This is a genomic window from Cellulomonas aerilata (genome assembly GCF_007991755.1).
Classification (GTDB): domain Bacteria; phylum Actinomycetota; class Actinomycetes; order Actinomycetales; family Cellulomonadaceae; genus Pengzhenrongella; species Pengzhenrongella aerilata.
In genome coordinates, this window is record NZ_BJYY01000012.1 from 162422 (window position 1) to 184082 (window position 21661).

A 21661-nucleotide genomic window follows, 5' to 3' on the forward strand; every position below is an offset into this window, starting at 1 on the left:
AGCGGTTGGTCTTTGGTACTACGACCGGTGACGCGGTGGGGTCCGCGGGGTTCCAATGGTGCTCTTCGGGGGCGGTCCCCCGCTCAGGACGAGGAGATCACCATGTGGGACATGTGGCGCGTGTGGGTCACGGACGAGGACATCCAGCAGGCGACGAACGCCTGGCTGTCGGCGGTCGACGGCGGTGCGCCCCTGGAGCGGGTGGACGACCTGCGCGAGGAGCTGGGCCGCCTGTGGCGGGCCGGCGCCCAGCAGCTGACCGCCAGCGCCTGACCGGTCGGGCAGGCGGCCGCGGCGACCGCGGCCAGGCCCGACCGACGGCTCGACCGGTCGGCCCGCGTCGTGGCCCGATGGCCTGTCGCGGCGTCAGGACCCGTGCGGCGTCAGGACCCGACGCGGCGTCAGGACCCGTCGAGCCAGGGCTGCGGGTCGCCGGGGCCGTGCACCTCGACGACGGACTCGACCGCGGCGAGCCGGAGCATCCGGCGCATCCGCTCCGGCACGTTCGCCAGCACCATGGACTGCGACACCGGCAGCATGCGCTGCGCGCCGAAGACGACCGACAGCCCCGCGGAGTCGAGGAACGTCACCTCGGCGAGGTCGACGACGACCTGGGGTCGCCCGGCCGCGACGGCGTCCTGCAGCGCCTGACGGAAGGCCGGCGCGCCGGAGACATCGAGCTCGCCGTGGGCGTGGACGACGACCGCCCGGTCGTGGACGGCCTGCGTGAACGACGTGGTCCTCTGGGCGGTCATGGGACGTCCTCCTGGGCGTGGTCGTCGATCAGGGCGAGGTCGGGCACCACCTGGGCGACCGTACCCACCCCGGCCAGGGTGAGTACACGACGGATCCGCGAGTCGTCGGGGACGACGAGCCGCAGACGCTGCTGACGGTCCCCGAGCTGCCGCGCGAGGCGGTAGATCAGCCGAAGGCCGGTGCTGTCCAGGTAGGTCACCCCGGACAGGTCCAGGACGAGGCCGCGGGCGCGGTTGGACACCGACCGCTCCAGCCGTCGGCCCAGGTCCTCGACGTTCGACAGGTCGACCTCGCCGGTCATCCGGGCCACCGGCCACGCCGCGTCCTCGGTGTCCTCGGACACCTCCACCGCACCCACGGTCATGGCGGCACCTCCAGCTGGCGGAATTCGCGACGGGGGCCTGCTCGACGCTGCGAGCGGCCCCCGGTCTCATCATGGTGCCCAGGTGCCGCGCCGGGAACCGTCCCGGCCGCTGTTCACCCCGCCGAGGGCCTGACCACGGCGTCCGCGTGGGTGGGTCGGTCTAGCGTCGGCCCTGTCGGCATCGGGGCCCGGACGGCGGGAGTGGTCATGAGATTCGGACTCGTCGGGACCTACGGCTCCGTCGCGCAGACCGTCCGGCTCGCGCAGGAGGCCGAGGCGCACGGCTGGGACGGCTTCTTCACCTGGGACGGCATCAGCGTGGGCCCGCTGGACACCTGGGACCCGTGGACGCTGCTCGGCGCCCTGGCGGTCAGCACGCAGCGGATCCGGCTCGGCGCGATGGTGTTCCCACTCGCGCGTCGGCGGCCGTGGAAGGTCGCGCGCGAGTCGCTCACGGTCGACCACCTGTCCGGTGGGCGGCTCGTCCTGCCGGTCGGTCTCGGCGCGGTGGACGACGGCGGCTTCGCCCGTGTGAGCGGCGAGGCAACCACCGCCCGCCAGCGCGCCGAGCGGCTCGACGACGCGCTGGCGATCCTCGAGCGCGCGTGGTCCGGCGAGGTGTTCTCGTACGCCGGCCACCACCACACGGTCACGGACCTGCAGTTCCTCCCCCGGCCCGTGCAGCGGCCCCGGGTGCCCGTGTGGCCCGTGGCGGCGTGGCCGAGCGAGCGTTCGATGGGCCGTGCGGCGCGGTGGGACGGCGTCCTCCCGCAGAGCCGGACCTCGCGCGGCGCGCTGACCCCGGACGACATCCGGGCGCTGGTCGCCTGGGTGACGGACCGGCGGCGGGACCTGGCCGCCGAGGAGCCCGAGCGGCACCTGGGGCCGTTCGACGTGGTCGTCGAGGGCGTCCTGCCGTCCGGGACGTCGGCCGCCGCCGACCACGTCGCCGCGCTCGCCGACGCGGGCGCGACCTGGTGGGTCGAGTCGCGCTGGGACCCGTCCCGGGACACGCCGCAGGAGCTGCTCCGGGTCGCGCGGCAGGGACCCCCGCGGCTGGGTCCGGCGCCTGGGTGAGCGCCCGTGCCGCGGGGGGTGCGGGCGTGGCGTCCCGGAGGATGCGCCGCCGGGCCTCCGGTCAGGCGTCCGGTCAGGCGGCCAGGTCAGGCGGTCAGGTCGCGCGTGCGCTCCAGGACGGCCGACCGCAGCCCGTCGTGGTCCGCGAGGTCCGGAGCGACGAGGCCGAGGACCGCCGCGACCGACTCCTCGAGGGTCCCGGCGACCAGGGGCAGCACCTCGTCGGCGCGCGCGTCCTTGACCGGCGCACCGCTGCCGCGCAGGTGCAGCACCCACGCCGCCAGCACCCGGGCCGCCCCGGCCGGCACGCGGCCGGCGGCCAGCTCCGCACGCAGCGTCGGCACGATGCGGACCGGGACCTTCTGGGATCCGTCGGCCGCGATCTGGGCCAGCGCGTGCCGGATCGCCGGGTTGCCGAACCGGTCCAGGAGGGCCGCGCGGTAGGCGGCCACGTCGGCGGGCGGCAGGCTCAGGTAGGCCACGGCCTCGTCCCACCACTCCTCGACCCACCCGCGCAGCACCCGGTCCCCGACGGCCTCGGCGACCGTCTCGTGCCCGCGGATCGAGCCCGCGTAGGCGAGCAGCGTGTGGGCCCCGTTGAGCAGCCACAGCTTGCGCTGCTCGAACGGGCGGACGTCGTCCACGACCTGGGCACCGGCGGCGTCCCAGGCGGGGCGGCCGTAGGGGAACCGGCCCTCGATGACCCACTCGCTGAAGGGCTCCGTGGGCACGGGAGCGGCGTCGACGAGGCCGGTCGCGGCGAGCACGACGTCGCGGTGCTCGTCGGTCGTGGCCGGCGTGATCCGGTCGACCATCGTGGTGGCGAGCTCGACGTGCTCGGCGACCCAGGTCGCCAGCGTGGGGTCGACGGCGTCGACCAGGTCGGCGAGAACCGCGGCGAGGGCCGGCCCGTTGTCGGGCAGGTTGTCGCACGGCACGATCGTCAGCCCCCCGGCGCCGGCCGCGCGGCGGGCCAGGAGCCCGGCGACCAGGCGTCCCGGGGTCGTGCGCACCGGCGCACGCGGGTCGTCCCGCAGCGCGCCGACGTCGGCGGCGACGTCCTCCCGGCCGGCGTCCAGGCGCCCGTCCGGACCCAGCAGGTAGCCGGCCTCGGTCACGGTCACGGTCACCACCACGACGTCGGGCGAGGACAGGTACCCCAGCCATGCCGTGTGGTCGTCGGACCGGTGCACGGCGCTGATGCTGCCGATCACCTCGAGGTGGTCCCCGTCGGCGCCGCGCGTCACCAGCGTGTAGAGCCCGTCCTGCGGCTCGAGGGCGTCGGCCACCGCCGGGGAGCGGCCGGTGAAGGCGGCGATGCCCCACTCGGCGGCGTCCGGCGCCCGGTCGGTGTACCAGGCCTGGTGCGCGCGGAAGAAGTTGCCGACGCCGACGTGGACCACGCGCACGGGCGCCGCGGGGTGGCCCGGCGCGCTGGACCGGGACAGGCGCGGGGCGGTGGCAGGCGGCGGGGTGGTGGTCACGGCGGGCGCCTCTCGGGTCACGTTGACGAGCGGCATGGTCGCCGCACGCGATGCCGGCGCCCGTCACGGGCGCGCGCGGCACCCCCGATCCTGCGCGGCTGGACGCCGGGCGGCAAACGCTTGCTGCCTGTTGCCCCGGTCGGTTGCCCGGGTCCGTCGGCGCGGGGCAAGGTGGGGCCATGACCTCGACCCTCGATCCCGCCGCGTCGCTCGCCGACCCTGCTCGCGCCCTCAGCATTGGCGGGCCGGACGCCGTGCTGTCGGCGGAGGAGGTCACGGCCTTCGTCACCGAGGCGCTCGCCGGCGCCGACCTGGACGGCCGCAGCGTGTGCCTGGTGATCCCGGACGGCACCCGCTCCAGCCCGCTGCCGCTGCTGCTCGCGGCGATCCACGGCGCGCTGGTCGGCCGGGTCACCCGGCTGACGGCGGTGATCGCGCTGGGGACCCACCAGGCCATGACGGACGCGCAGATCGCCAAGCACCTGGGTCTGGGCGGGGACGGCGTCGAGGGCACCTACCCCGGGATGACGGTGCTCAACCACGAGTGGTGGGACCCGGACACGTTCGTCTCGGTCGGGCGGATCAGCGCCGAGCGGGTGAGCGAGCTGTCCGAGGGCCGGCTCGCGGTCGAGGCCGACGTGCGGCTGAACCGGCACGTCGTCGAGCACGACGTCGCCCTCGTCGTCGGGCCGGTGTTCCCGCACGAGGTGGTCGGGTTCTCCGGCGGCAACAAGTACTTCTTCCCGGGTGTCGCAGGACAGGAGATCATCGACCTCACGCACTGGGTCGGCGCGCTCATCACCAGCACCGACATCATCGGCACCCGCGGCATCACCCCCGTGCGCGCCCTCATCGACGAGGCCGCGTCCCTGCTGCCGAGCCGGCGGCTGGCGCTGTGCGTCGTGGCGCAGTCCGGCACGTCGTCCCTGCACGCCGCGGCCTTCGGCACCCCCGAGGACGCGTGGGCGGCCGCCGCCGCCGTCTCCGCGGAGACCCACGTGCAGTACCTCGACGCCCCGGTCAAGCGCGTGGTCTCGATCATCCCGACGAAGTACGAGGACATCTGGACCGGGGCCAAGGGCTTCTACAAGCTCGAGCCGGTCGTCGCCGACGGCGGGGAGGTCATCCTCTACGCCCCGCACATCACCGAGATCTCGGTGACCCACCAGGAGATCCACGAGATCGGCTACCACTGCCGCGACTACTTCGTGAAGCAGTGGGACCGGTTCTCCGGGGTGCACTGGGGGGTGCTGGCGCACTCCACGCATCTGCGTGGCGGCGGGACGTACGACGAGCTGGAGGGCGAGCGCTGCCGCGTGGACGTCACCCTGGTCACCGGCATCCCGCGGGAGAAGGTCCTGGGCGTCAACCTCGGGTACGTGGCCCCGGAGGACTTCGACCTCGCGGCGTACGAGGCGGACCCCGAGACGTTCGTCGTGCCCAACGCCGGCGAGGTGCTGTTCCGGCTGCGGTGAGCAGCCGCCGTCGGCAGATCTGCCGAGGGCAGCGACGCCTGGTCCGGCGTCACCGGCGGACCCAGGCTGGCCGCATGCCTCCTACCGAGACCCTCACCCGCCCCCTCGACGACGAGCTGGCGTCCCGCCTGCTCCACCAGCGGATCATCGTGCTGGGCACCGCCCTGGACGAGCACGTCGGCAACCGGCTCTGCGCGCAGCTGCTCCTGCTGTCCGCCGAGGACCCGCGCAGCGACATCAACCTCTGGATCAACTCCCCCGGCGGGTCGGTACCCGCGATGCTCGCGATCCACGACGTCATGCGGATCATCCCCAACGACGTGAGCACGCTGGCGATGGGGCTGGCGTGCAGCGCCGGTCAGTTCCTGCTGTCGGCCGGCACCCCCGGCAAGCGGCTGTCGCTGGAGCACGCGCGGATCCTCATGCACCAGGGCTCGGCCGGCCTGGGCGGCACCGCCGTGGACGTCGAGCTGCAGGCCGAGGACCTGCGCCACACCCGCGACACCGTCCTCGGGCTGATCTCGGCGCACACCGGCCAGCCCGTCGAGCGCATCCGCGAGGACTCCCTGCGTGACCGCTGGTACACCGCCGAGGAGGCCCGGGAGTACGGGTTCGTCGACCACGTCGTGACCGACCTGCAGTCCGTGCGGCCGAGCCCCGCGGGTCGCGGCGGGTTCGGGACCGGGGCGGTGGCGCGATGAGCACCTACTCGATCCCCTACGTCGTGGAGCGGCGCGCCGGCACGGAGCGGACCGTCGACGTGTTCAGCCGGCTGCTCTCCGACCGGATCGTCTACCTCGGCACCGAGATCGACGAGGGCGTCGCGAACGTGCTGATCGCCCAGCTGCTCCACCTGGAGTCCGAGGACCCGGACCAGCCGATCGACCTCTACATCAACTCCCCCGGCGGCTCCGAGTCGGCGATGCTCTCCGTCTACGACGCCGTGCAGTACGTGCGGTCCCCGGTCGCCACCACGTGCCTGGGTCAGGCGGCGTCGTCGGCGGCGGTCCTGCTCGCCGGCGGGGCGCCCGGACGGCGGGCGATGCTCGCGCACGGCCGGGTGGTGCTGCACCAGCCGTCCATGCGCGGGCAGGGTGCCATCCCCGACCTGATCCTCGCGGCGGACGAGCTCGTGCGCGTGCGCGGCCAGCTCGAGGACATCCTCAGCCGGCACACCGGCAAGGACGTCGCGACCCTGCGCCGGGACACCGACCGCGACCTCGTGCTGACCGCCGACGCCGCGGTGGCGTACGGCATCGTCGACCAGGTGCTGACGGCCCGGCCCAGGTAGCGGCAGCCGCGGAGGCGGGCGCGCCGCCGGTCCGGACGCCTGGACAGCCGGACAGCCGTCGGACGGTGAGCCCTCAGGCGGTGAGCCCTCAGGCGGTGAGCCCTCAGGCGGCGAGCCCTCAGGCGGCGAGCCCTCAGGCGGCGAGCGCGACGACGTCGCGGCCGGCCGGCGTCCCGCGGCCCGCCACCCGCGCCATGCGTGCCGTCGCCGGGACCGTCTCGCCCACGGAGGCGCCCGACGGCGTGCTGGTCAGCGTGAGCGTCGGCGCCGCCCGGAGCTCGCCCGCGACGCCCTGCGCCAGGTCGAGCAGCGACAGCCCGAGCGCTGCGGTGACGGCGGCGAGGATCTCCGAGGAGGCCTCCTTGCGCCCGCGCTCGACCTCCGACAGGTACTGCGGCGAGACACCGGCACGGAGCGCGACGTCGGTCAGCCGCAGCCCGGTCTGCGCACGTCGCCGGCGCAGCACCTGGCCGATCGCGCGTCGCCACGCCGCCCGGGCGTCGGCACGGTGGGGTCGCAGCACGTCCGCCGGCTCCATGTGCCGAACGTATCCAGCGGCGCCGGGGGCCGGCCGGCGGTCCGCTGTGGGCAGAACCGCCCGGCGGTGGGAGGGTGCGGGAATGGACCCTCTGGGACCCGCGGACCTGTCCGACGCCACGGCGCTGCTGCGGGCGATCGAGCGCGGCCTGCCCGGGATCGTCTCCACGACCGACTCCGGTGACTGGTACGTGTTCTACGACCCGGACGGGGTCACCGTCCCGGAGAGCCGGTTCCCGTTCTGCACGCTCATGACCGGCGACCGGTACGACGCGGCGTCCGACCTCGACCGGGACCCCCGCACCTACCGCGTCAACGTGGGGGTCACACGTGCGACGTACGAGGCGCTCCTGGGTCCGGCTCCCCGCGAGCCGGCCGGCATGCAGGTGCTGGACACCGGAGCCGACTACACGGCGACCGACACCGTCCTACCGCACCCGTTCTACGCCCCGCTGCACTGGGTCTGCGTGGTCGACCCGGGCGAGCGCACCGCGGCGGAGCTGGGCCGGCTGCTCCAGGAGGCGCACGGCCAGGCGGCGCGCAGGTACCGCCGCCGAGATCGCTAGGCGCGCCGTACCGGCGCGTCGTGCCCGACCGCAGGACGACGAACGCCCTGGCTGCCCGGGCCCGCGCGGGCCTAGCGTGGGGCAGGCGGTCCGGACCGGACGGAGGCACCGATGTCATCCACCAGTCGTGTCCCGCCGCCCTCGCCGCCGCTCGTCCCGCCGCTCTCGGACGGCGTCCCGGACGGCGTCCGGGCGCAGGACGGCGTCGCAGCACCCGCTGCCGGCGGCAGCGCGGCTCCCGCGGTCCGCGCGCAGCTGCTCGCCACCGAGCACTGGAGCCTGCTGGCCACGCGCAGCACCACGTGGTCGGAGGTCATGAGCCGCATCTCGATCCACCTGACCGTGTCGTCGGCCGCGCTCGTGGTGCTCGCACTCGTGGCGCAGGCGACCGGCTTCGGCGGCCCCTTCCGCGTCCTGTCGATCGGGCTGGCGTCCGCCGTGCTGGTGCTCGGCACCCTGACCGGCATGCGCGTGATGAACGCCAGCAACGACGACGCCGCGCTCGTCCTGGGGATGAACCGACTGCGCGCCGCCTACCTCGAGATGGACCCGGGCCTGTCCCGCTACCTGGTCACCTCGGCGCACGACGACAAGGACGGCGTCATGGCGACCTACCTCATGGGGATGCCGCGCAGCATGCCGAGCCACGTCCTGGCGAGCACCGCCATGTTCATGAACGTGGTGAACTCGATCGTCGCCGGGACGCTCGGTGCGCTGGTGGCGTCGGCGGCCGGGGCACCGGTGGCCGCCGTCGCAGTCGTCGGTGCGGGCGCGGGGCTGGGGTACCTGGCCGGCGCGCTCGAGGTCGGCCGGCGCCTGTTCTCGGAGTCACCGGTCGCCGCGCGCTTCCCGACGCCGGCCGCCGGGCGTCCCGGCCCCTGAGGGGCGTGACGCCCGGCGGCGGTCGTCACGCCGTGCGCGCGCGCAGCCCCCGGATCGCCGCGGCGAAGCCGGCGGGGTCGGCCATGAAGCCGCCGTGGTCACCGGGGAAGCGCACCGGGGTGACGCCGAGCTCGGACGCCAGGGCCTCGGCCGACCGGGCGGCGACCTCCTGCCTGGACGCCTCGCCGACGGCGACCACCACCCCGCCTCGGGCGCGGAGCGCGTCGACGGGCGCCGTCCAGCGTGTGAACGGCCGCAGCATGCGCAGGAAGAAGACCTCGTCGTCGGCCGCCGGGTCGCCGGCCGCACCGTCGCCGGACGTCTCCGGGCCGGCGTCGTGCCCGGTGTCCGGGCCGGCGTCCGGCCCGCCGTCGTGCGGGGCGCCGGCGTCGTGCTCGGCGGTCGCGGCCGGCGTCCCGGGCCACGAGACGGGCGGCACGCCGTCCGGGCCGACCGGACCGTCGTGCATGACGAGCGAGACGAACCCGCCCCACGCCGCCCCGGACCCGGCAGCGCCGTACCTGGCCACGACGTCGTCGATCGCGGCGCGCACGTGCGCTGCGTCGGGGAGCAGCTCGGGGAGCGGCGGCTCGTGCGCGATCACCGTGCCGACCGACCCCGGGTGCCGGACCGCGAGCGCCAGCGCCGCGACGGCGCCGCCGCTGCTGCCGAACACGTCGGCCGGTCCACCGCCCACCGCCTCGACGATCGCCGCGAGGTCGTCCGCCTCGAGCTCGGGCGTCACGTCCTCCGCGCGGTCGGCGACGCTGCTGCGGCCGACCCCGCGCGGGTCGTAGGTGATCACGGTGTGCTCGTCCGCGAGCGCGTCGGCCAGGGGCCCGAAGGGGCCGCTGGTCATGGGCTGGCCGATCACCAGCAGGAGCGGCCCCGACCCGCGCACCTCGTAGTAGACGTCGGCGTCGGGCAGGTGGAGCCGGTGGCTCGTGGGCTGGTGCGTCATCGTGGGCCTTCCGTCGAATGCGGTCGTCGGCCGGTAGACCGTCCCGCCGGCGCCAACTCATCCCTCCGGGCGCCGGGTTCGCCCGGCGGAGCGTCGCCACCACGGGGTCCGCTCGGTGGCCGGGCGGCTGGCCGGGTGGTCGGTGGCCGCTGCCGCGCGCACCCGGCGGCGCTCGCGCCACCGGTCCACCTCGCGGTCGACGTCCCGGGTGGGGGTGACCACCGGCGGACCGCCGAGCAGCTGCCGCCGGGCCTCGACGACCCGCGCGTTGAACTCCTCGAGGATCTCGCGGACCGCCTCCTCGCGGTGCTCGGCGTCGAGGCGGTCGTCGAGGGCGGCGTCGTCCTTGCGCAGCTGCAGCGCCTCGGGGAGCACGCCGGTGATCTGCTCACGCTCGATGAAGGCCTTGAGCCACCAGTCCGGGTCGTGGCGGCCGGTCAGCCCGGGGATCGGCTTGCCGGTGAGCGGCAGGTCGTCGAACTCCCCGCGCAGCATCGCCTGCCGGACCAGCTCGTCCGCGAACGCGCCCCGGGCTGCCATGGACGGCGGCCGTGGCCCGGGCGGTGCGGTCTCCTCCCCCGGGTCCGGCGACCCGCTGCCGGCGTCGGTGACGGTGTCGGCGTCGGCGCCGGCGTGGGCGTCACCCCTCGGCGGCCCGCCTGCGTCACGCTCCGCGAGCCGGTCGAGGCGGTACCGCACCGCCCGGCGGTGCGGGTCCTGCTCCTCCATCGCGCCCTCCGTGCCCGGTGCCTGCCCGGTGCCTGCCCGGTGCCTGCCCGGTGCCTGCCCGGGCGTGCCCCTGTGTGCTCGGTGCGTCCGGCCTGCGGTCCAGCGCGGTGCGACCGGTGCGCCGCTGTGCGGACCCGGCCGGGTCCGGACCCACGGTACGACGCGCCGCCGACGCGGGCGGGCACGACGAGCGACAGCCCGAGCACGCAGCCTGCCACGCCTGGCGCGGACGGCGCGGACGGCGGCCGGACCTCGGACAGCGGGCTGGTCCTCCTGGTGCGCTGACGGCCGCCCGGGCACCCGCCGGGTCAGCGCACCCGCAGCACCGCGTCCGCCCGTCGCGCCGTGGACGCGATGAGGTCCGCGTTGCGCTGGTCCGTCCCCAGCGCCCAGGCGCGGGCGGCGTCCGGCGCGCGCCCGAACGCCTCGTGCCGCCGGATGAGGCGGTCCTGGCGGACCCCCTCCTCCGGCGCGAGGAACCACACCCGGTCGACGACCGCCCGTGCGCGCGGCCAGGCGTCCCGGTCGAGCAGCAGGTAGTTGCCCTCGGTGACCACGAGCGGGACGTCCGGCGGGACCGGGATCGCCGACCCGATCGGCTCCTCGAGGTCGCGCCGGAACGTCGGCGCGTAGACCGTCTCCCCCGGGGTCGCCGCCTGCAGGCGCTCCAGGAGCGCGGCGTAGCCGGCGTCGTCGAACGTGTCGTGCGCGCCCTTGCGGTCCCGGCGGCCGAGGGCGTGCAGCACCACGTCCGCCAGGTGGAAGCCGTCCATCGGCACCAGGACCGCCGTCGTGGGGCCCAGTGCCTGGACGACCGCCTCGGCCACGGTGGACTTGCCGGCGCCCGGGGAGCCGGTCAGGCCGAGGATGCGACGTCGTCCCGGCGTCACCAGCGCCCGCGCGCGCTCGACCACCTGCTCGGTTGTGCAGTCCTCGATCTCCAGGCCCACGAGCGGGTCGCCGTCGAGCCCCCCGCGGCCGGTGGCCGGCTCAGCGCCCACCGGCCCGCTCCTCGTCCGTCGGCTCGACGGCGCCGGTCGCGAGCCCCACCACGTCGCACCTGGACCGCTCCCCCGGGCGCATCTGCGCGGACATGGCACTCCCCCGTGGTCCTCGCGAACCTCGTGCTCGCGTTCCTCACGCTAGCCCGGGGCCCGGGGCCCCGGCGCCAGTCGCCCGCCGCCGAGGTGGCCGGCACGGCCGCACCGGCGACGGCGCCGTCAGGCAAGGGCGAGGCGCTCCAGGAGCGTCACCGCATCGGCCACCGGGGCGAGGCTCGCCATCTCCTGCGCCACCGCGCGAGCTGCGGCGCGGTGCGACGACCCCGCGAGCAACGTGGCGACGGCGTCCGGCAGGGCCTCGACGGCTGCCGGACCGCCCGCCAGGTGCACGCCCGCCCCGGCCGCCGCGACGTGCTCGGCGTTGATGCGCTGGTCGACCGAGAACAACGGCATCACCACCTGCGGCACACCGGCCGCGAGCGCGGCCATCGTGGTGCCGTACCCACCGTGCGACGACAGCTGCGGCGTGCGGCATGACCCCGGCCTGGGGCCACCACGCCTCGACCCGCGCGTTGCGAGGGACCGGGCCGAGGCCGGACCGGTCCGCCCCGCGACCCGTCGTGAGCAGCACGCGCACCGGCAGGTCCGCGAGCGCCGCCAGCACCGCCGGGTACAGGGGGGCGAGGCCGCCGAGACCGGCCGCGACGGACCCGAAGCTCACGTACACCAGCGGGTGGGACGGATCACCCCACGCCTCGGGGAGCGCGCCGTCCCGCGCGGTGAGCGCGGCGTCGCGGAACGGGTGCACCGGACCGCCCCCGATGGACGCCCGCGGCCGGGCGCCGTCCAGGGCCGCCGGGACGCAGGTGAGGGTCGGCACCGTCCGCATCGTCCGGGCCGCTGTGCCGTCGGGCAGCCCGACAAGCGCGTCGAGCTCGCGCAGGGGGGCGGCGAGCAGCGGCAGGAGCGTGTCCGTCATCGCGCTCATGCCGATCGCGACGACCGCCTGCGGGACGCCGGCCGTCGCGGCGGCGACCAGGGAACCCAGCTCGGCCGGCTCACGCAGCACCAGGTCGGGACGCCAGGCGTCGAGGATCCGCGCGAGCCCCGGCCAGGCCGCGTGCGCGTCCAGCCGTCCGAAGACGTCGGCGGTGACGACCTCGTTCGCCTGCTCGAACGTCAGGGTCGGCAGGCGGGCGAAGACCGCCGCCATGCGGTCGGCGGGCGCGTCGGCGAAGGGACGGTGCTCGAACCCGGCCGAGGTCACGGCGCCGGCGAAGGACGCGGGCGCGGCCACCACCACCTGGTGACCCGCCACCTCGCACGCCCGCGCGAAGGGGACCAGGGGACCCAGATAGCCCGAGCCCGCCGTCGTCGAAACCAGCACGCGCACCTCGCGTGATGGTGCCACCGCCTAGAAGCGGTCGCCCGTCCGCCAGCTCATCTCCTGCAGCGTCAGGGTGTTGCCGTCCGGGTCGGCGAACCCGGCGTAGCGCACGCCGCCGCCCACGTCCTGCACGGGGCCGACGTCCACGCCGCGCTCGACGAGCACGGCCCGTGCCCGCTCGATGTCGTCCACCACGAGGTGCAGGGCCTTGACGGACCCGGGCGTGGCCTCGTCGTAGGCCGGCAGCCCAGACCCGAACCCGATGGAGCACGCGGAGCCCGGTGGGGTCACCTGCACCACGCGCACCCCGTCGGCCGGCCGGACGTCGACGTCCTCGACGAACCCCAGACGCCCCACGTAGAAGTCCTTGGCGCGGTCGACGTCCGCCACGGGGATCGGCACCAGCTCGAGCTTCATGTCCATCGCGCACTCCTCGACGAGGGTCGGCCGTGCGGGTCGGCCGACCCGCACCCGCCGTCGTCCGGTGCACTCGTACCTCGGCCTCCCGACGTCCTCGGCACCCGGCAGCGGCGGCGCACGCACGCTACCGCCCGGCACCGACACGCCCGATGCGCTGGACCGCGCAGCCGACCACCCGCACCCCGCCGGACCTCAGCCGCGCACCTCGACGTCGCACGACGAGCCCGCGCGACCACCCCGAGGGACGCGGCCTCGCCTGGCGAGGCGAGGTCCCCGGGGCTGTGAAAGCCTGCGGGCACACCCGACGAGAGTGAACAGTGAGGACACGACGGTGATGGACGAGCAGGGCGCGACCGGCGAGACGGTGGAGGCCACCGAGCACGAGGCGTCCGAGGTCACCTACGACGAGCAGAGGTTCCCCGCGCGGCCGCAGCGGCTGAGCCGGCGTCAGTCGCCGCGACCGCGCGCGCAGCTGCGCGGCAACGGTGTGCGACGGGTGTCGGACCCCCGGTCCGCGGACGGCTCCAACCCCGCGTACGTGCAGTGGCTGGTGGGCCAGTCCATGCTCGCCGACGCCGACGTGCTGAGCCGGCAGCTGTCCGGGCAGCCCAGCATGTGGCGCAACCCGTACGCCCGTCCGGACGCCCGTCGCGCGCTGCGGACGGCCTCGGTCTGGTTCACGGCATACCCCATCTCGCTGATCACGCGCCCGGAGGAGTCGTTCCTGGGCTCGCTCGGCGACGACGCCCTGTGGCAGGCGTTCCAGACGATCGGCATCGACGCGGTCCACACCGGTCCGGTCAAGCGCGCCGGCGGCATCACGGGCTGGCGCGAGACGCCCAGCGTCGACGGGCACTTCGACCGGGTCAGCACGCACATCGACCCGCTGTTCGGCACCGAGGACGAGTTCCGGACCCTGACCGCGGTGGCCGACCACCACGGCGGCAGCGTCATCGACGACATCGTCCCCGGGCACACCGGCAAGGGCTCCGACTTCCGCCTCGCCGAGATGGCCTACGAGGACTACCCGGGCATCTACCACATGGTCGAGATCCCTCCGGAGGACTGGGACCTGCTCCCCGACGTCCCCGAGGGTGCCGACGCGGTCAACCTCGACGCGGTCACCGAGGCCAAGCTGGCCGAGCACGGCTACATCATCGGCGCGATGCAGCGCGTCATCTTCTACGCGCCGGGCGTCAAGGAGACCAACTGGAGCGCGACGGCGCCGGTGACCGGCGTCGACGGCACCCCGCGCCGGTGGGTCTACCTGCACTACTTCAAGCAGGGGCAGCCGTCGATCAACTGGCTGGACCCCACGTTCGCCGGGATGCGCCTGGTCATCGGGGACGCGCTGCACTCGCTCGGCGACCTCGGCAGCCACGCGCTGCGCCTGGACGCCAACGGCTTCCTCGGGGTGGAGAAGAGCGCCGAGGGGCTGCCGGCGTGGTCCGAGGGCCACCCGCTGTCGCACGCGGCGAACCACGTCATCGCCGGCATGGTCCGCAAGGTCGGGGGCTTCACGTTCCAGGAGCTCAACCTGACGATGGAGGACATCCGCGACACCGGGCGGGTGGGTGCGGACCTGTCCTACGACTTCGTCAACCGGCCCGCGTACCACCACGCGCTGGCCACCGGCAGCACCGAGTTCCTGCGCCTGACGCTGCGCACGTCCCTCGAGGTGGGCGTCGAGCCGGTGACGCTCGTGCACGCGCTGCAGAATCACGACGAGCTCACCTACGAGCTCGTGCACTGGGCGACGCTGCACAGCGACGACGTCTACGTGTTCCGCGGCCAGGAGGTCACCGGCAGCGAGCTCGCGGAGACCATCCGCGCCGACCTCACCCGCCACCTGACCGGCGAGGCCGCGGACTACAACCGCGTCTTCACCACCAACGGCATCGCCTGCACGACGGCGTCCGTCATCGCCGCCGTCCAGGGCCTGCGGACGCTGGACGAGATCGACGAGGACAGCGTCGGCAGCATCCGCCGGGCCCACCTGCTGCTGGCCATGTTCAACGCGTGGCAGCCCGGCGTCTTCGCCCTGTCCGGCTGGGACCTGCTCGGGATGCTGCCCGTGCCGGCCGACGAGGTCCGCGACCTCATCGAGACCGGGGACACGCGGTGGATCCACCGCGGAGCGCACGACCTCATGGACGTCGCCCCCGAGCTGACCACGTCGTCGTCCGGCATGCCGCGGAGCCGGTCGCTGTACGGCTCCCTGCCGGCCCAGCTCGAGCAGGAGGACTCGTTCGCCAACGGGCTCCGGTCGGTCCTCGCGCTGCGCACCGAGCACGACATCGCGGTCGCCTCGCAGATCGACGTGCCCGACGTCGCCCACCCCGGGATGCTCGTCCTGGTGCACCGCCTGGACGGCGGCGACGCGACCCGCGAGGGCGCGCAGCTGCAGGTGACGGTGCTGAACTTCACCAGCGAGCCGATCGCCGGGACGGTGCACTCGTCGACGTTCGCACCGCGGATGTCGGTCGTGGACGCCGCCACGGGCGGCGAGATCGCCTTCGTCGACGACCTCCTGAGCTTCCCCATCTGGCTGGGCGCGTACGGCGGCGTGTTCCTCGTCCTCGCCGAGGACGAGCTGCACGGGGCGGGCCCCCGCTGACCCCGGCGGCGCGTCCCCGCCACGTCGGGGACGCGCCGTCCCGCCTCCGGGTCGGACGAGCCGTCGCCCGACGACTCAGAGGCGGTAGGCCGTCTGGCCGTGCGGGTCCGGCGAAGACCAGGACCTTCGACGGGACCACGCGGTACACCCATGCGCCACCCTCGGTGCTGCCACCGGAGTCGCTCACCTCGAGGAACTCCTCGCCGCGGACCGCGAACCGCCAGTCGTCCCCGTACTTGGCGTACCAGGCGGCGGCCAGGGCCGTGAGCTCCTCGTGGTCGGTCACACGCACCGCGGTGCCCTCGACCACGGCGCCCGCGCCGCGGTCCCAGCCGCCGACGCCCAGCGTCCCGGCGGTCACCGCCACGTGCGGGTCGGCGTCGAGGTTCCGGCGCTTCTGCTCCAGCGGGCCGGTGCAGAAGGCGAAGGAGCCCTCGTGCCAGACGCCGACGAGCGGCACCGCGTGCGGACGCCCGTCGGCACGGACGGTGACGATCCAGTAGAGCGGCGACTGCGACAGCAGCCCCTCGACGGCCGCCCAGGGCGGCGGCGTGGCGGACGCGTCCCCGTACCGGGGGTCGATCACTCCCGTGGTCATGCCGCGATCGACCGGCTCCGGCACGGCAACTCATCGCCGGCCGGGCCCGCCCGGTCCGGCCGGCGGCGACGCCGTGCCGGCCGAAGACCTCCCCGCCCGGTGGCCGGACCACCGCCTGCACCGTTACGGTGCCAGCGCAGGCCGTCGTGGTCGAGCAACGACACGACGGTGGGAGGGTGCTGTGGAACGGGCCGCAGGGAATCTCCCGGGCGACGACGCACCCGGCATGGACGCCGGGTTGCCCACGGCCCGGCCCCCCCGTGGCTTCGTCCTGGTCCGGGAGTGGGTCATCGACACGACGCACGAGCTGTCGGTCCTGCGGGGAGGCCTGCAGGGAGAGCTCTCCGCCATCGGCGTACCCCTCCAGGAGATGCACTCGGTCGCGAACGACATGGTCCTGGTCGCCTCGGAGCTGGCCACGAACGCCCTCAAGCACGGCGTCCCTCCCACGATCGTCCGACTCCTGCGCGAGCGGGAGACCTACCTGCTCGACGTCGCCGACCACGACGTGAGCACGACGCCGCGGATCGCCGGCGGCAGGGCAGCCGGGGAGGGCGGGTTCGGGCTGCAGATCGCCCGCCGCCTCGCCCTGGACGTCGGCTGGTACACCACCGAGACCACCAAGCACGTCTGGGCGCGTTTCCCGGTGTCCCTCCCGCGGTGACGTCGGCACGGCGGCGGTCGGTGCGACCGGGCGCACCGTGACGCGTCCCACGCCGTCGTCCACCGATCCACCCGCCTGAACCCCTGGACGAGCGCGCGGCCGTGCCGATGTGGTCGACATGTCCGTCCTGGGAGCTTCGTCCACCCACCGCCGTCGGCTGATCGCCCTCGCGCTGGCGTCCGCGCTCACGGCCGGCGTCGCGGGTGCCGACCTCGTGTCCACCGCGAGCCAGGCCATCGCCGGGACCGCGCCGGGCACGACCACGGCGTCCGCCCGCACCCCGGCGAGCGCTCCCACCTCCGCCGGCGTGCCCGTGTCCGTGCCCGCCGACGTCCCGTTCCACCTCGACGTCGTGCCGGTGACGGTCACCGCCGACCCGGCCGCCGCCGGCACCGTGCAGGAGGTCGCCGCCGCGACGCTCGCCCAGCTCCCGGGATCGGGCGGGGTGGTCCTGACGTTCGACCGGCCCGAGCTCGCCGGGCACCTCGGCGGGGTGTTCATGAACCGACCCGGCGAGATCCTGGTCAGCGCCTCCCGGCTCACCGGCCGGCCCGGCCAGACGGCCGACGTCGTCCGGCACGAGATGGCCCACGTGTACCAGGCCCGCCTCGCCACCACGCGCGGGCTGCGCACGGTGAACGCGCGGATGGTCGAGCTGTTCGGTCCCAACGGCCTGGAACGGGCCGCCGACTGCGTGGCGGTGGCCTTCGGTGCGACCTGGACCCAGTACCCGACCGACTGCGCCGGTCCGGAGCGGGTCGCCGCGGTGCAGGCGCTCATCGAGGGCCGGATGCCCTGACGCCCGGGCCGGGTCCCCCCGTCGGCGCCACCGGGCCCGGCTTCGGCGGGCCCGGTCCCGCCCACGCCCGACTCCGCGGCGGGCGACAGCCGCGCGCGGCGGGCGATGACTTCCGCGCCCGCCCCCGGTCAGCACGTCGTCAGCACCACGCCCCGCGTGGTCCCCCGCTCGGCGACGACAGGACCCGGCTGTGCCCACCTCCGACAGCGCCTCGCCCCGCCTCGACCTGCGTCAGGGCACGCAGCGGGTGTTCGCCCACCTGCTCGCCAGCAACGCCGTGGTCGCCGTCATCAACTACACCGTCTGGTTCGCGGTGACGTTCTGGGTGTTCCTGGAGACGCGCTCGGTCTTCGCCACCGGCGCGATCGCGGGCGTCTTCGTGGTCGCCACGGCGGCGACGGGCATCTGGTTCGGGAGCCTCGTCGACAACCACGACAAGCGTCTGGTCATGCAGGGGTCGGCGCTGGCGTCGGGCGCGATCTACGCCGGGTGCCTGGCGCTGTACCTGCTGACCCCGGACGGCGCGTTCGCCGACGTCGGCTCGTGGCAGCTGTGGGTCTTCATCGTCCTGCTGATGACGGGCGTCATCGCCGGCAACCCCCGCACGATCGCGCTGCCCACGCTGGTGACGCTGCTCGTCCCGGAGGACCGCCGGGACCGCGCGAACGGCCTGGTCGGCACGGTCACCGGCGCGTCGATGCTGGTCACGTCGGTGATCAGCGGGGTGCTCGTCGCCGCCGGCGGCATGCTCTACGTGCTCCTGCTCGCTCTGCTCGTGCTCGCGATCTCCGTGGTGCACCTGGCGCGGGTCGACGTGCCGCAGACGCGCGTCGTCGCCGCGGTGCAGGCAGCGCCCGACGACGGCGGCACCGCGGACGCCGCGCCGGCGCGCGACCTCCCGGTGGCCGACGTCGGCGGCGTCGACCTGCGCGGTACCTGGCGCCTGGTCCGGGACGTCCCCGGGCTGGTGGCCCTCATCGCCTTCAGCTGCTTCAACAACTTCATCGGCGGGGCCTTCATGGCGCTCATGGACGCCTACGGTCTCTCGCTGGTGTCGGTGCAGGTGTGGGGCCTGCTGTGGGGCGGTCTCAGCGCGGTGATGATCGTGGGCGGGCTCCTCGTCGCCCGCCTCGGGCTGGGCAGCCGTCCGGTGCGGCTCCTGCTGCTCGTCAACGCGGCGGCGTGGACCGTGACGATGCTCTTCCCCCTGCTCGCGTCCGTCGTCACGCTCACCGTGGCCATGGCGGTCTTCATGGCGCTGATGCCCTTCGCCGAGGCGGCCGAGCAGACGGTGCTGCAGCGTGTGGTGCCGTACGAGCGCCAGGGCCGGGTGTTCGGGTTCGCGCAGAGCGTCGAGCAGTCCGCCGCCCCGGTGACGGCGTTCCTCGTCGGCCCCCTCACGCAGTTCGTCGTCGTGCCGTTCATGACCGACGGCACCGGTGCCGACGCGATCGGCAGCTGGTTCGGCACCGGCCAGGCGCGCGCGATCGCCCTCGTCTTCGTGGTCACGGGCCTGCTGGGGCTCCTGGCCACGCTCGTCGCCCTGCTGAGCCCGCAGTACCGCGCGCTGTCCGCCTCCTACGACCGGACCTGGCAGACCGGCACAGCCGACCAGGTGCACGTCGACGAGGTACCCGCCGACGCCGCCGTCGGCGAGGCACCGCACCGCTAGGGCCACACCGCCCGCGAGCACAGGAGGACGCCCCATGTCGCACCTGCGACGCTTCGACCACGTCGGCATCACCGTCGCGGACCTCGACACCGCGACGGCGTTCTTCACCGGGCTGGGGCTGGAGGTCGAGGGCCGGACTTTCGTCGAGGGCGAGTTCCTGGACACCGTCATCGGGATCCCCGGCTCCCGCACCGAGATCGTCGTGCTCAGGCCGCCGGACGGCGGGACGGCGGTGGAGCTGTCGCGATTCGTCCGGCCGGCGCACCAGCCCGGGTCACCCGCCGCCATGGCCACCGAGCTCGGGCTGCGCAACGTGGCCTTCGAGGTCGACGACATCGAGGCGGCCGTCGACCGGCTCGCGACGCAGGGCTACGGCCTGGTCGGGGGCATCGGCCGGTACGAGGACGTGTGGCGCATGGCCTACGTGCGTGGGCCCGAGGGGATCATCGTGTCCCTCGCCGAGCGGATCGGCTGACGCCGCGCCCCCGGGGTCATTCCCCCGCCGCACCGCCCGGCGGGCCGCTGAGCACGCTCGGGACGTACTCCAGGAGCTGCAGCCGCCCGTCGAACGTCCGGCTGGTGGCCAGCTCCAGGGCGACGTCCGGCCAGCCGTCGTCGATGCGGTCCCGCCCGGTCGCGCCGGTGACGAAGGGGAAGACCACGACCCGGAACCGGTCGACGAGGCCGGCGACGAGCAGGCTCCGGCAGAGGGTGACGCTCCCCAGCGTGCGCATCGAGGTGCCCGCCTCCTTCATCGCCCGCACCTCGCTCGCCGGGTCGCCGCGCACCAGCCGCGTGTTGGCCCACGTCAGCGGCGGCTCGAGCGTGGAGGAGAAGACGACCTTCGACGACGCGGTGAGCTCGGCCATGGCGTCGTCCTCCACCTGCCCGGCCTCCGCGCTGCCGTGGGCGAACCCCGACATCAGCCGATAGGTGGTCGCCCCCATGAGGGTGGTGTGGTCGCGGTCGGGCACCCCCTCGAGCCAGGCCAGGTACTCGGGGACGTCGATCCCCCAGAACCCCGGCCAGCCCTCGGCGGCGCCGTACCCGTCAACCGAGGTGAGGAAGTCCACGAGCAGCTCAGCCATCGTCGTCCCCTCACGTCCGGCACGGTGGTCGTCGGACCCGGGGCCGAGCGGGCACGCTCCGTCGCGGACGTCGCGGACGGCGAGGCGGTCGCCGTCGACCCCCGCGTCGATCGTCGCACCGCTCCCGCGCCCGGCACAGAGGGTCGAGGTCGTCGCGCACCGTTCCCGTCGCGGTGAGGTGCTCCGCCGGCGAGGACGCGGCCCCGTCAGACCAGCCCGAGCTCGGCGAACGCGGTCGCCAGGCCCTCGAGAGCGGGTCCGGGGGCGGTGCGGTCCGCGGCGGCCAGGACCCGCGGGTGAGCGCCCTCGATCGCGACCCCCACGCCGGCGTGCGCGAGCATCTCCACGTCGTTCATGCCGTCGCCGAACGCGATGACGTCCCGGCGGTCGAAGCCCAGGTGCCGGGCGACGACGTCGATCCCCGCGGCCTTGTGCACGCCGGCCAGGTACAGCTCACCCGCCGCCCGGGCCATGCCCGGCAGGGAGCTCGGCAGGGCCCCGACCTCCGGCCCGATCTCGGCCGCGAGCGCCGGGACCGGCACGGGCGAGTCGACGACCGTCACCTTGCCGAACGACGCACCGGTGAGCACGTCGGCGGTGCGCAGGGACTCGAGCACGTCGTCGGAGGCCCCGGGTTCGTCGGGGTCGTCCTGCTCCACGTGCGTGGTGAGCAGCTCCCGCAGCTGTGGCTCCGCACGGGACGGGCCGAGCAGGACGTCCGGGGCCTCCAGGACGTACACGACACCGTGCGAGTCGAGGACCCGCACCACCCGGTCCGCGAGCTCGCCGGGGAAGCGGATGTCCCTGAGCACCACACCGCCGACCTCGACGTACCCGCCGGCCGCTGCCACGACCCCGTCGAAGCCGGCCTCGAGCAGGCGCGGCAGCACCATGCACCGGGGCCTGCCGGTGCACAGCAGGACGAGGTGGCCGTTCGCCCGGGCGGCACGCACCGCCGCCACGTGCCCGGCCGGGGCGATGCCGCGGTCCGCGTACGTGCCGTCGACATCGAGGAACACCGCACGTCGGGTCGCCATGCGGCCAATCCTCACCCGCGCGGCGACCCCTCACCGGTTCGCCCCGCCGGTTCGCCCTGCCGGGACCGGACCGGCCCGGGCACCGCAGGAGCCACCCCACAGCGTCGGCCGCCGCACTCGTCGCGCCCGTGACCACCGGGCGCGCGCCGGCGGTGCTCCGGGCCGCCCGGCGCGCCGGGTACGGCTCGCGGGGTCTCGCCATCGCCGCCACTCCCGCGTGGCGAACGCGGACGGACGCAGCGTGAGGCAGCCGCGC

General features: G+C 75.0%; 23 protein-coding genes and 2 pseudogenes. 12 read left to right on the top strand and 13 right to left on the bottom strand.

Annotation, left to right across the window (positions count from 1 at the left end):
* Positions 1–102: 102 nt before the first annotated feature.
* Positions 103–273: a hypothetical protein gene (locus CAE01nite_RS18075; RefSeq protein ID WP_186816460.1), complete on the top strand. Its 171-nt coding sequence runs from the start codon at positions 103–105 to the stop codon at positions 271–273.
* Between the two features lie 128 nt (positions 274–401).
* Here the strand turns inward: CAE01nite_RS18075 and CAE01nite_RS07760 are convergent, their stop codons facing one another.
* Both CAE01nite_RS07760 and CAE01nite_RS07765 read right to left on the bottom strand, forming a co-directional pair.
* Positions 402–755: an STAS domain-containing protein gene (locus CAE01nite_RS07760; RefSeq protein WP_146902392.1), complete on the bottom strand. Its 354-nt coding sequence runs from the start codon at positions 753–755 to the stop codon at positions 402–404.
* Positions 752–1120, bottom strand: a complete 369-nt coding sequence (locus CAE01nite_RS07765) for an STAS domain-containing protein (protein WP_146902394.1) — start codon at positions 1118–1120, stop codon at positions 752–754. The genes CAE01nite_RS07760 and CAE01nite_RS07765 overlap by 4 nt, the downstream gene beginning before the upstream one ends.
* 207 nt (positions 1121–1327) lie before the next feature.
* Here CAE01nite_RS07765 and CAE01nite_RS07770 point away from each other — a divergent pair, with 207 nt between their 5' ends.
* On the top strand, positions 1328–2197 hold the full coding sequence (locus CAE01nite_RS07770; protein ID WP_146902397.1) for an LLM class flavin-dependent oxidoreductase: 870 nt from the start codon (positions 1328–1330) through the stop codon (positions 2195–2197).
* Between the two features lie 86 nt (positions 2198–2283).
* Here the strand turns inward: CAE01nite_RS07770 and CAE01nite_RS07775 are convergent, their stop codons facing one another.
* Positions 2284–3681 carry a mannitol dehydrogenase family protein gene (locus tag CAE01nite_RS07775; RefSeq protein ID WP_246131069.1) on the bottom strand — a complete coding sequence of 466 codons (1398 nt, stop codon included), beginning with the start codon at positions 3679–3681 and terminating at the stop codon, positions 2284–2286.
* A gap of 179 nt (positions 3682–3860) precedes the next feature.
* On the opposite strand from CAE01nite_RS07775, the gene CAE01nite_RS07780 reads away from it, so the two are divergent.
* The 3 genes from CAE01nite_RS07780 (at position 3861) to CAE01nite_RS07790 (ending at position 6447) form a co-directional block, all read left to right on the top strand.
* Positions 3861–5156: a lactate racemase domain-containing protein gene (locus tag CAE01nite_RS07780; RefSeq protein ID WP_146902403.1), complete on the top strand. Its 1296-nt coding sequence runs from the start codon at positions 3861–3863 to the stop codon at positions 5154–5156.
* A 74-nt stretch (positions 5157–5230) separates the two neighbouring features.
* Positions 5231–5857, top strand: coding sequence for a ClpP family protease (locus CAE01nite_RS07785; RefSeq protein WP_146902406.1), 627 nt, complete (start codon positions 5231–5233; stop codon positions 5855–5857).
* On the top strand, positions 5854–6447 hold the full coding sequence (locus tag CAE01nite_RS07790; RefSeq protein ID WP_146902409.1) for a ClpP family protease: 594 nt from the start codon (positions 5854–5856) through the stop codon (positions 6445–6447). Before CAE01nite_RS07785 ends, CAE01nite_RS07790 begins: the two co-directional genes overlap by 4 nt.
* Before the next feature lie 133 nt (positions 6448–6580).
* Here the strand turns inward: CAE01nite_RS07790 and CAE01nite_RS07800 are convergent, their stop codons facing one another.
* Positions 6581–6985: a helix-turn-helix domain-containing protein gene (locus CAE01nite_RS07800; protein WP_146902411.1), complete on the bottom strand. Its 405-nt coding sequence runs from the start codon at positions 6983–6985 to the stop codon at positions 6581–6583.
* Positions 6986–7067: 82 nt separating this feature from the next.
* Between CAE01nite_RS07800 and CAE01nite_RS07805 the strand changes: the two genes are divergently transcribed.
* The gene (locus tag CAE01nite_RS07805) at positions 7068–7550 is read left to right on the top strand and encodes a DUF6194 family protein (RefSeq protein WP_146902414.1); all 483 of its coding nucleotides are present in this window, start codon (positions 7068–7070) and stop codon (positions 7548–7550) included.
* A gap of 111 nt (positions 7551–7661) precedes the next feature.
* A complete protein-coding gene (locus CAE01nite_RS07810) occupies positions 7662–8432 on the top strand; it encodes a hypothetical protein (RefSeq protein WP_146902417.1) in 771 nt (256 codons plus the stop codon).
* A 25-nt stretch (positions 8433–8457) separates the two neighbouring features.
* Here the strand turns inward: CAE01nite_RS07810 and CAE01nite_RS07815 are convergent, their stop codons facing one another.
* The 6 genes and pseudogenes from CAE01nite_RS07815 to CAE01nite_RS07840 form a co-directional block, all read right to left on the bottom strand.
* Positions 8458–9393: an alpha/beta fold hydrolase gene (locus CAE01nite_RS07815; protein ID WP_146902420.1), complete on the bottom strand. Its 936-nt coding sequence runs from the start codon at positions 9391–9393 to the stop codon at positions 8458–8460.
* 57 nt (positions 9394–9450) lie between these two features.
* Positions 9451–10122 (bottom strand): DnaJ family domain-containing protein, encoded by a 672-nt coding sequence (locus CAE01nite_RS07820; protein WP_146902423.1) that lies wholly within the window; start codon positions 10120–10122, stop codon positions 9451–9453.
* A 308-nt stretch (positions 10123–10430) separates the two neighbouring features.
* Entirely contained in the window at positions 10431–11123 is a 693-nt protein-coding gene (locus CAE01nite_RS07825; RefSeq protein WP_246131070.1) for a nucleoside/nucleotide kinase family protein, read from the bottom strand.
* A 219-nt stretch (positions 11124–11342) separates the two neighbouring features.
* A complete protein-coding gene (locus tag CAE01nite_RS07830; RefSeq protein WP_281285577.1) occupies positions 11343–11642 on the bottom strand; it encodes a nucleotide disphospho-sugar-binding domain-containing protein in 300 nt (99 codons plus the stop codon).
* 523 nt (positions 11643–12165) lie between these two features.
* Positions 12166–12534, bottom strand: a pseudogene (locus CAE01nite_RS18920) (hypothetical protein); the annotation flags it as partial.
* A 3-nt stretch (positions 12535–12537) separates the two neighbouring features.
* Positions 12538–12933, bottom strand: coding sequence for a VOC family protein (locus tag CAE01nite_RS07840; RefSeq protein ID WP_146902432.1), 396 nt, complete (start codon positions 12931–12933; stop codon positions 12538–12540).
* A gap of 331 nt (positions 12934–13264) precedes the next feature.
* Between CAE01nite_RS07840 and treS the strand changes: the two genes are divergently transcribed.
* Positions 13265–15547, top strand: a complete 2283-nt coding sequence (gene treS / locus CAE01nite_RS07845; protein WP_146902674.1) for a maltose alpha-D-glucosyltransferase — start codon at positions 13265–13267, stop codon at positions 15545–15547.
* A 238-nt stretch (positions 15548–15785) separates the two neighbouring features.
* Here treS and CAE01nite_RS18925 read toward each other — a convergent pair.
* A pseudogene (locus tag CAE01nite_RS18925) lies at positions 15786–16145 on the bottom strand (pyridoxamine 5'-phosphate oxidase family protein); the annotation flags it as partial.
* A gap of 226 nt (positions 16146–16371) precedes the next feature.
* Between CAE01nite_RS18925 and CAE01nite_RS07855 the strand changes: the two are divergent.
* The 4 genes from CAE01nite_RS07855 (at position 16372) to CAE01nite_RS07870 (ending at position 19755) form a co-directional block, all read left to right on the top strand.
* Positions 16372–16809, top strand: coding sequence for an ATP-binding protein (locus CAE01nite_RS07855; protein ID WP_146902434.1), 438 nt, complete (start codon positions 16372–16374; stop codon positions 16807–16809).
* A 118-nt stretch (positions 16810–16927) separates the two neighbouring features.
* Positions 16928–17608: a hypothetical protein gene (locus CAE01nite_RS07860; protein WP_146902437.1), complete on the top strand. Its 681-nt coding sequence runs from the start codon at positions 16928–16930 to the stop codon at positions 17606–17608.
* Between the two features lie 190 nt (positions 17609–17798).
* Positions 17799–19280 carry an MFS transporter gene (locus tag CAE01nite_RS07865; RefSeq protein WP_146902439.1) on the top strand — a complete coding sequence of 494 codons (1482 nt, stop codon included), beginning with the start codon at positions 17799–17801 and terminating at the stop codon, positions 19278–19280.
* 34 nt (positions 19281–19314) lie between these two features.
* A complete protein-coding gene (locus tag CAE01nite_RS07870) occupies positions 19315–19755 on the top strand; it encodes a VOC family protein (protein WP_146902442.1) in 441 nt (146 codons plus the stop codon).
* A gap of 16 nt (positions 19756–19771) precedes the next feature.
* Here CAE01nite_RS07870 and CAE01nite_RS07875 read toward each other — a convergent pair whose 3' ends face one another.
* Entirely contained in the window at positions 19772–20368 is a 597-nt protein-coding gene (locus CAE01nite_RS07875) for a dihydrofolate reductase family protein (protein ID WP_146902445.1), read from the bottom strand.
* A gap of 206 nt (positions 20369–20574) precedes the next feature.
* Positions 20575–21405, bottom strand: a complete 831-nt coding sequence (locus CAE01nite_RS07880) for an HAD hydrolase family protein (RefSeq protein ID WP_146902448.1) — start codon at positions 21403–21405, stop codon at positions 20575–20577.
* Positions 21406–21661 lie beyond the last annotated feature (256 nt).

Excerpts from the sequence above, each read along its gene's own strand:
- CAE01nite_RS07870 (WP_146902442.1), top strand. The coding sequence starts at position 19,315 with ATGTCGCACCTGCGACGCTTCGACCACGTCGGCATCACCGTCGCGGAC.
- treS (WP_146902674.1), top strand. The coding sequence starts at position 13,265 with ATGGACGAGCAGGGCGCGACCGGCGAGACGGTGGAGGCCACCGAGCAC.
- CAE01nite_RS07860 (WP_146902437.1), top strand. The coding sequence starts at position 16,928 with ATGTCCGTCCTGGGAGCTTCGTCCACCCACCGCCGTCGGCTGATCGCC.
- CAE01nite_RS18075 (WP_186816460.1), top strand. The coding sequence starts at position 103 with ATGTGGGACATGTGGCGCGTGTGGGTCACGGACGAGGACATCCAGCAG.
- CAE01nite_RS07760 (WP_146902392.1), bottom strand. The coding sequence starts at position 755 with ATGACCGCCCAGAGGACCACGTCGTTCACGCAGGCCGTCCACGACCGG.
- CAE01nite_RS07880 (WP_146902448.1), bottom strand. The coding sequence starts at position 21,405 with ATGGCGACCCGACGTGCGGTGTTCCTCGATGTCGACGGCACGTACGCG.
- CAE01nite_RS07765 (WP_146902394.1), bottom strand. The coding sequence starts at position 1,120 with ATGACCGTGGGTGCGGTGGAGGTGTCCGAGGACACCGAGGACGCGGCG.
- CAE01nite_RS07800 (WP_146902411.1), bottom strand. The coding sequence starts at position 6,985 with ATGGAGCCGGCGGACGTGCTGCGACCCCACCGTGCCGACGCCCGGGCG.
- CAE01nite_RS07790 (WP_146902409.1), top strand. The coding sequence starts at position 5,854 with ATGAGCACCTACTCGATCCCCTACGTCGTGGAGCGGCGCGCCGGCACG.
- CAE01nite_RS07875 (WP_146902445.1), bottom strand. The coding sequence starts at position 20,368 with ATGGCTGAGCTGCTCGTGGACTTCCTCACCTCGGTTGACGGGTACGGC.
- CAE01nite_RS07780 (WP_146902403.1), top strand. The coding sequence starts at position 3,861 with ATGACCTCGACCCTCGATCCCGCCGCGTCGCTCGCCGACCCTGCTCGC.
- CAE01nite_RS07840 (WP_146902432.1), bottom strand. The coding sequence starts at position 12,933 with ATGGACATGAAGCTCGAGCTGGTGCCGATCCCCGTGGCGGACGTCGAC.
- CAE01nite_RS07815 (WP_146902420.1), bottom strand. The coding sequence starts at position 9,393 with ATGACGCACCAGCCCACGAGCCACCGGCTCCACCTGCCCGACGCCGAC.
- CAE01nite_RS07855 (WP_146902434.1), top strand. The coding sequence starts at position 16,372 with ATGGACGCCGGGTTGCCCACGGCCCGGCCCCCCCGTGGCTTCGTCCTG.
- CAE01nite_RS07810 (WP_146902417.1), top strand. The coding sequence starts at position 7,662 with ATGTCATCCACCAGTCGTGTCCCGCCGCCCTCGCCGCCGCTCGTCCCG.
- CAE01nite_RS07785 (WP_146902406.1), top strand. The coding sequence starts at position 5,231 with ATGCCTCCTACCGAGACCCTCACCCGCCCCCTCGACGACGAGCTGGCG.
- CAE01nite_RS07770 (WP_146902397.1), top strand. The coding sequence starts at position 1,328 with ATGAGATTCGGACTCGTCGGGACCTACGGCTCCGTCGCGCAGACCGTC.
- CAE01nite_RS07820 (WP_146902423.1), bottom strand. The coding sequence starts at position 10,122 with ATGGAGGAGCAGGACCCGCACCGCCGGGCGGTGCGGTACCGCCTCGAC.
- CAE01nite_RS07805 (WP_146902414.1), top strand. The coding sequence starts at position 7,068 with ATGGACCCTCTGGGACCCGCGGACCTGTCCGACGCCACGGCGCTGCTG.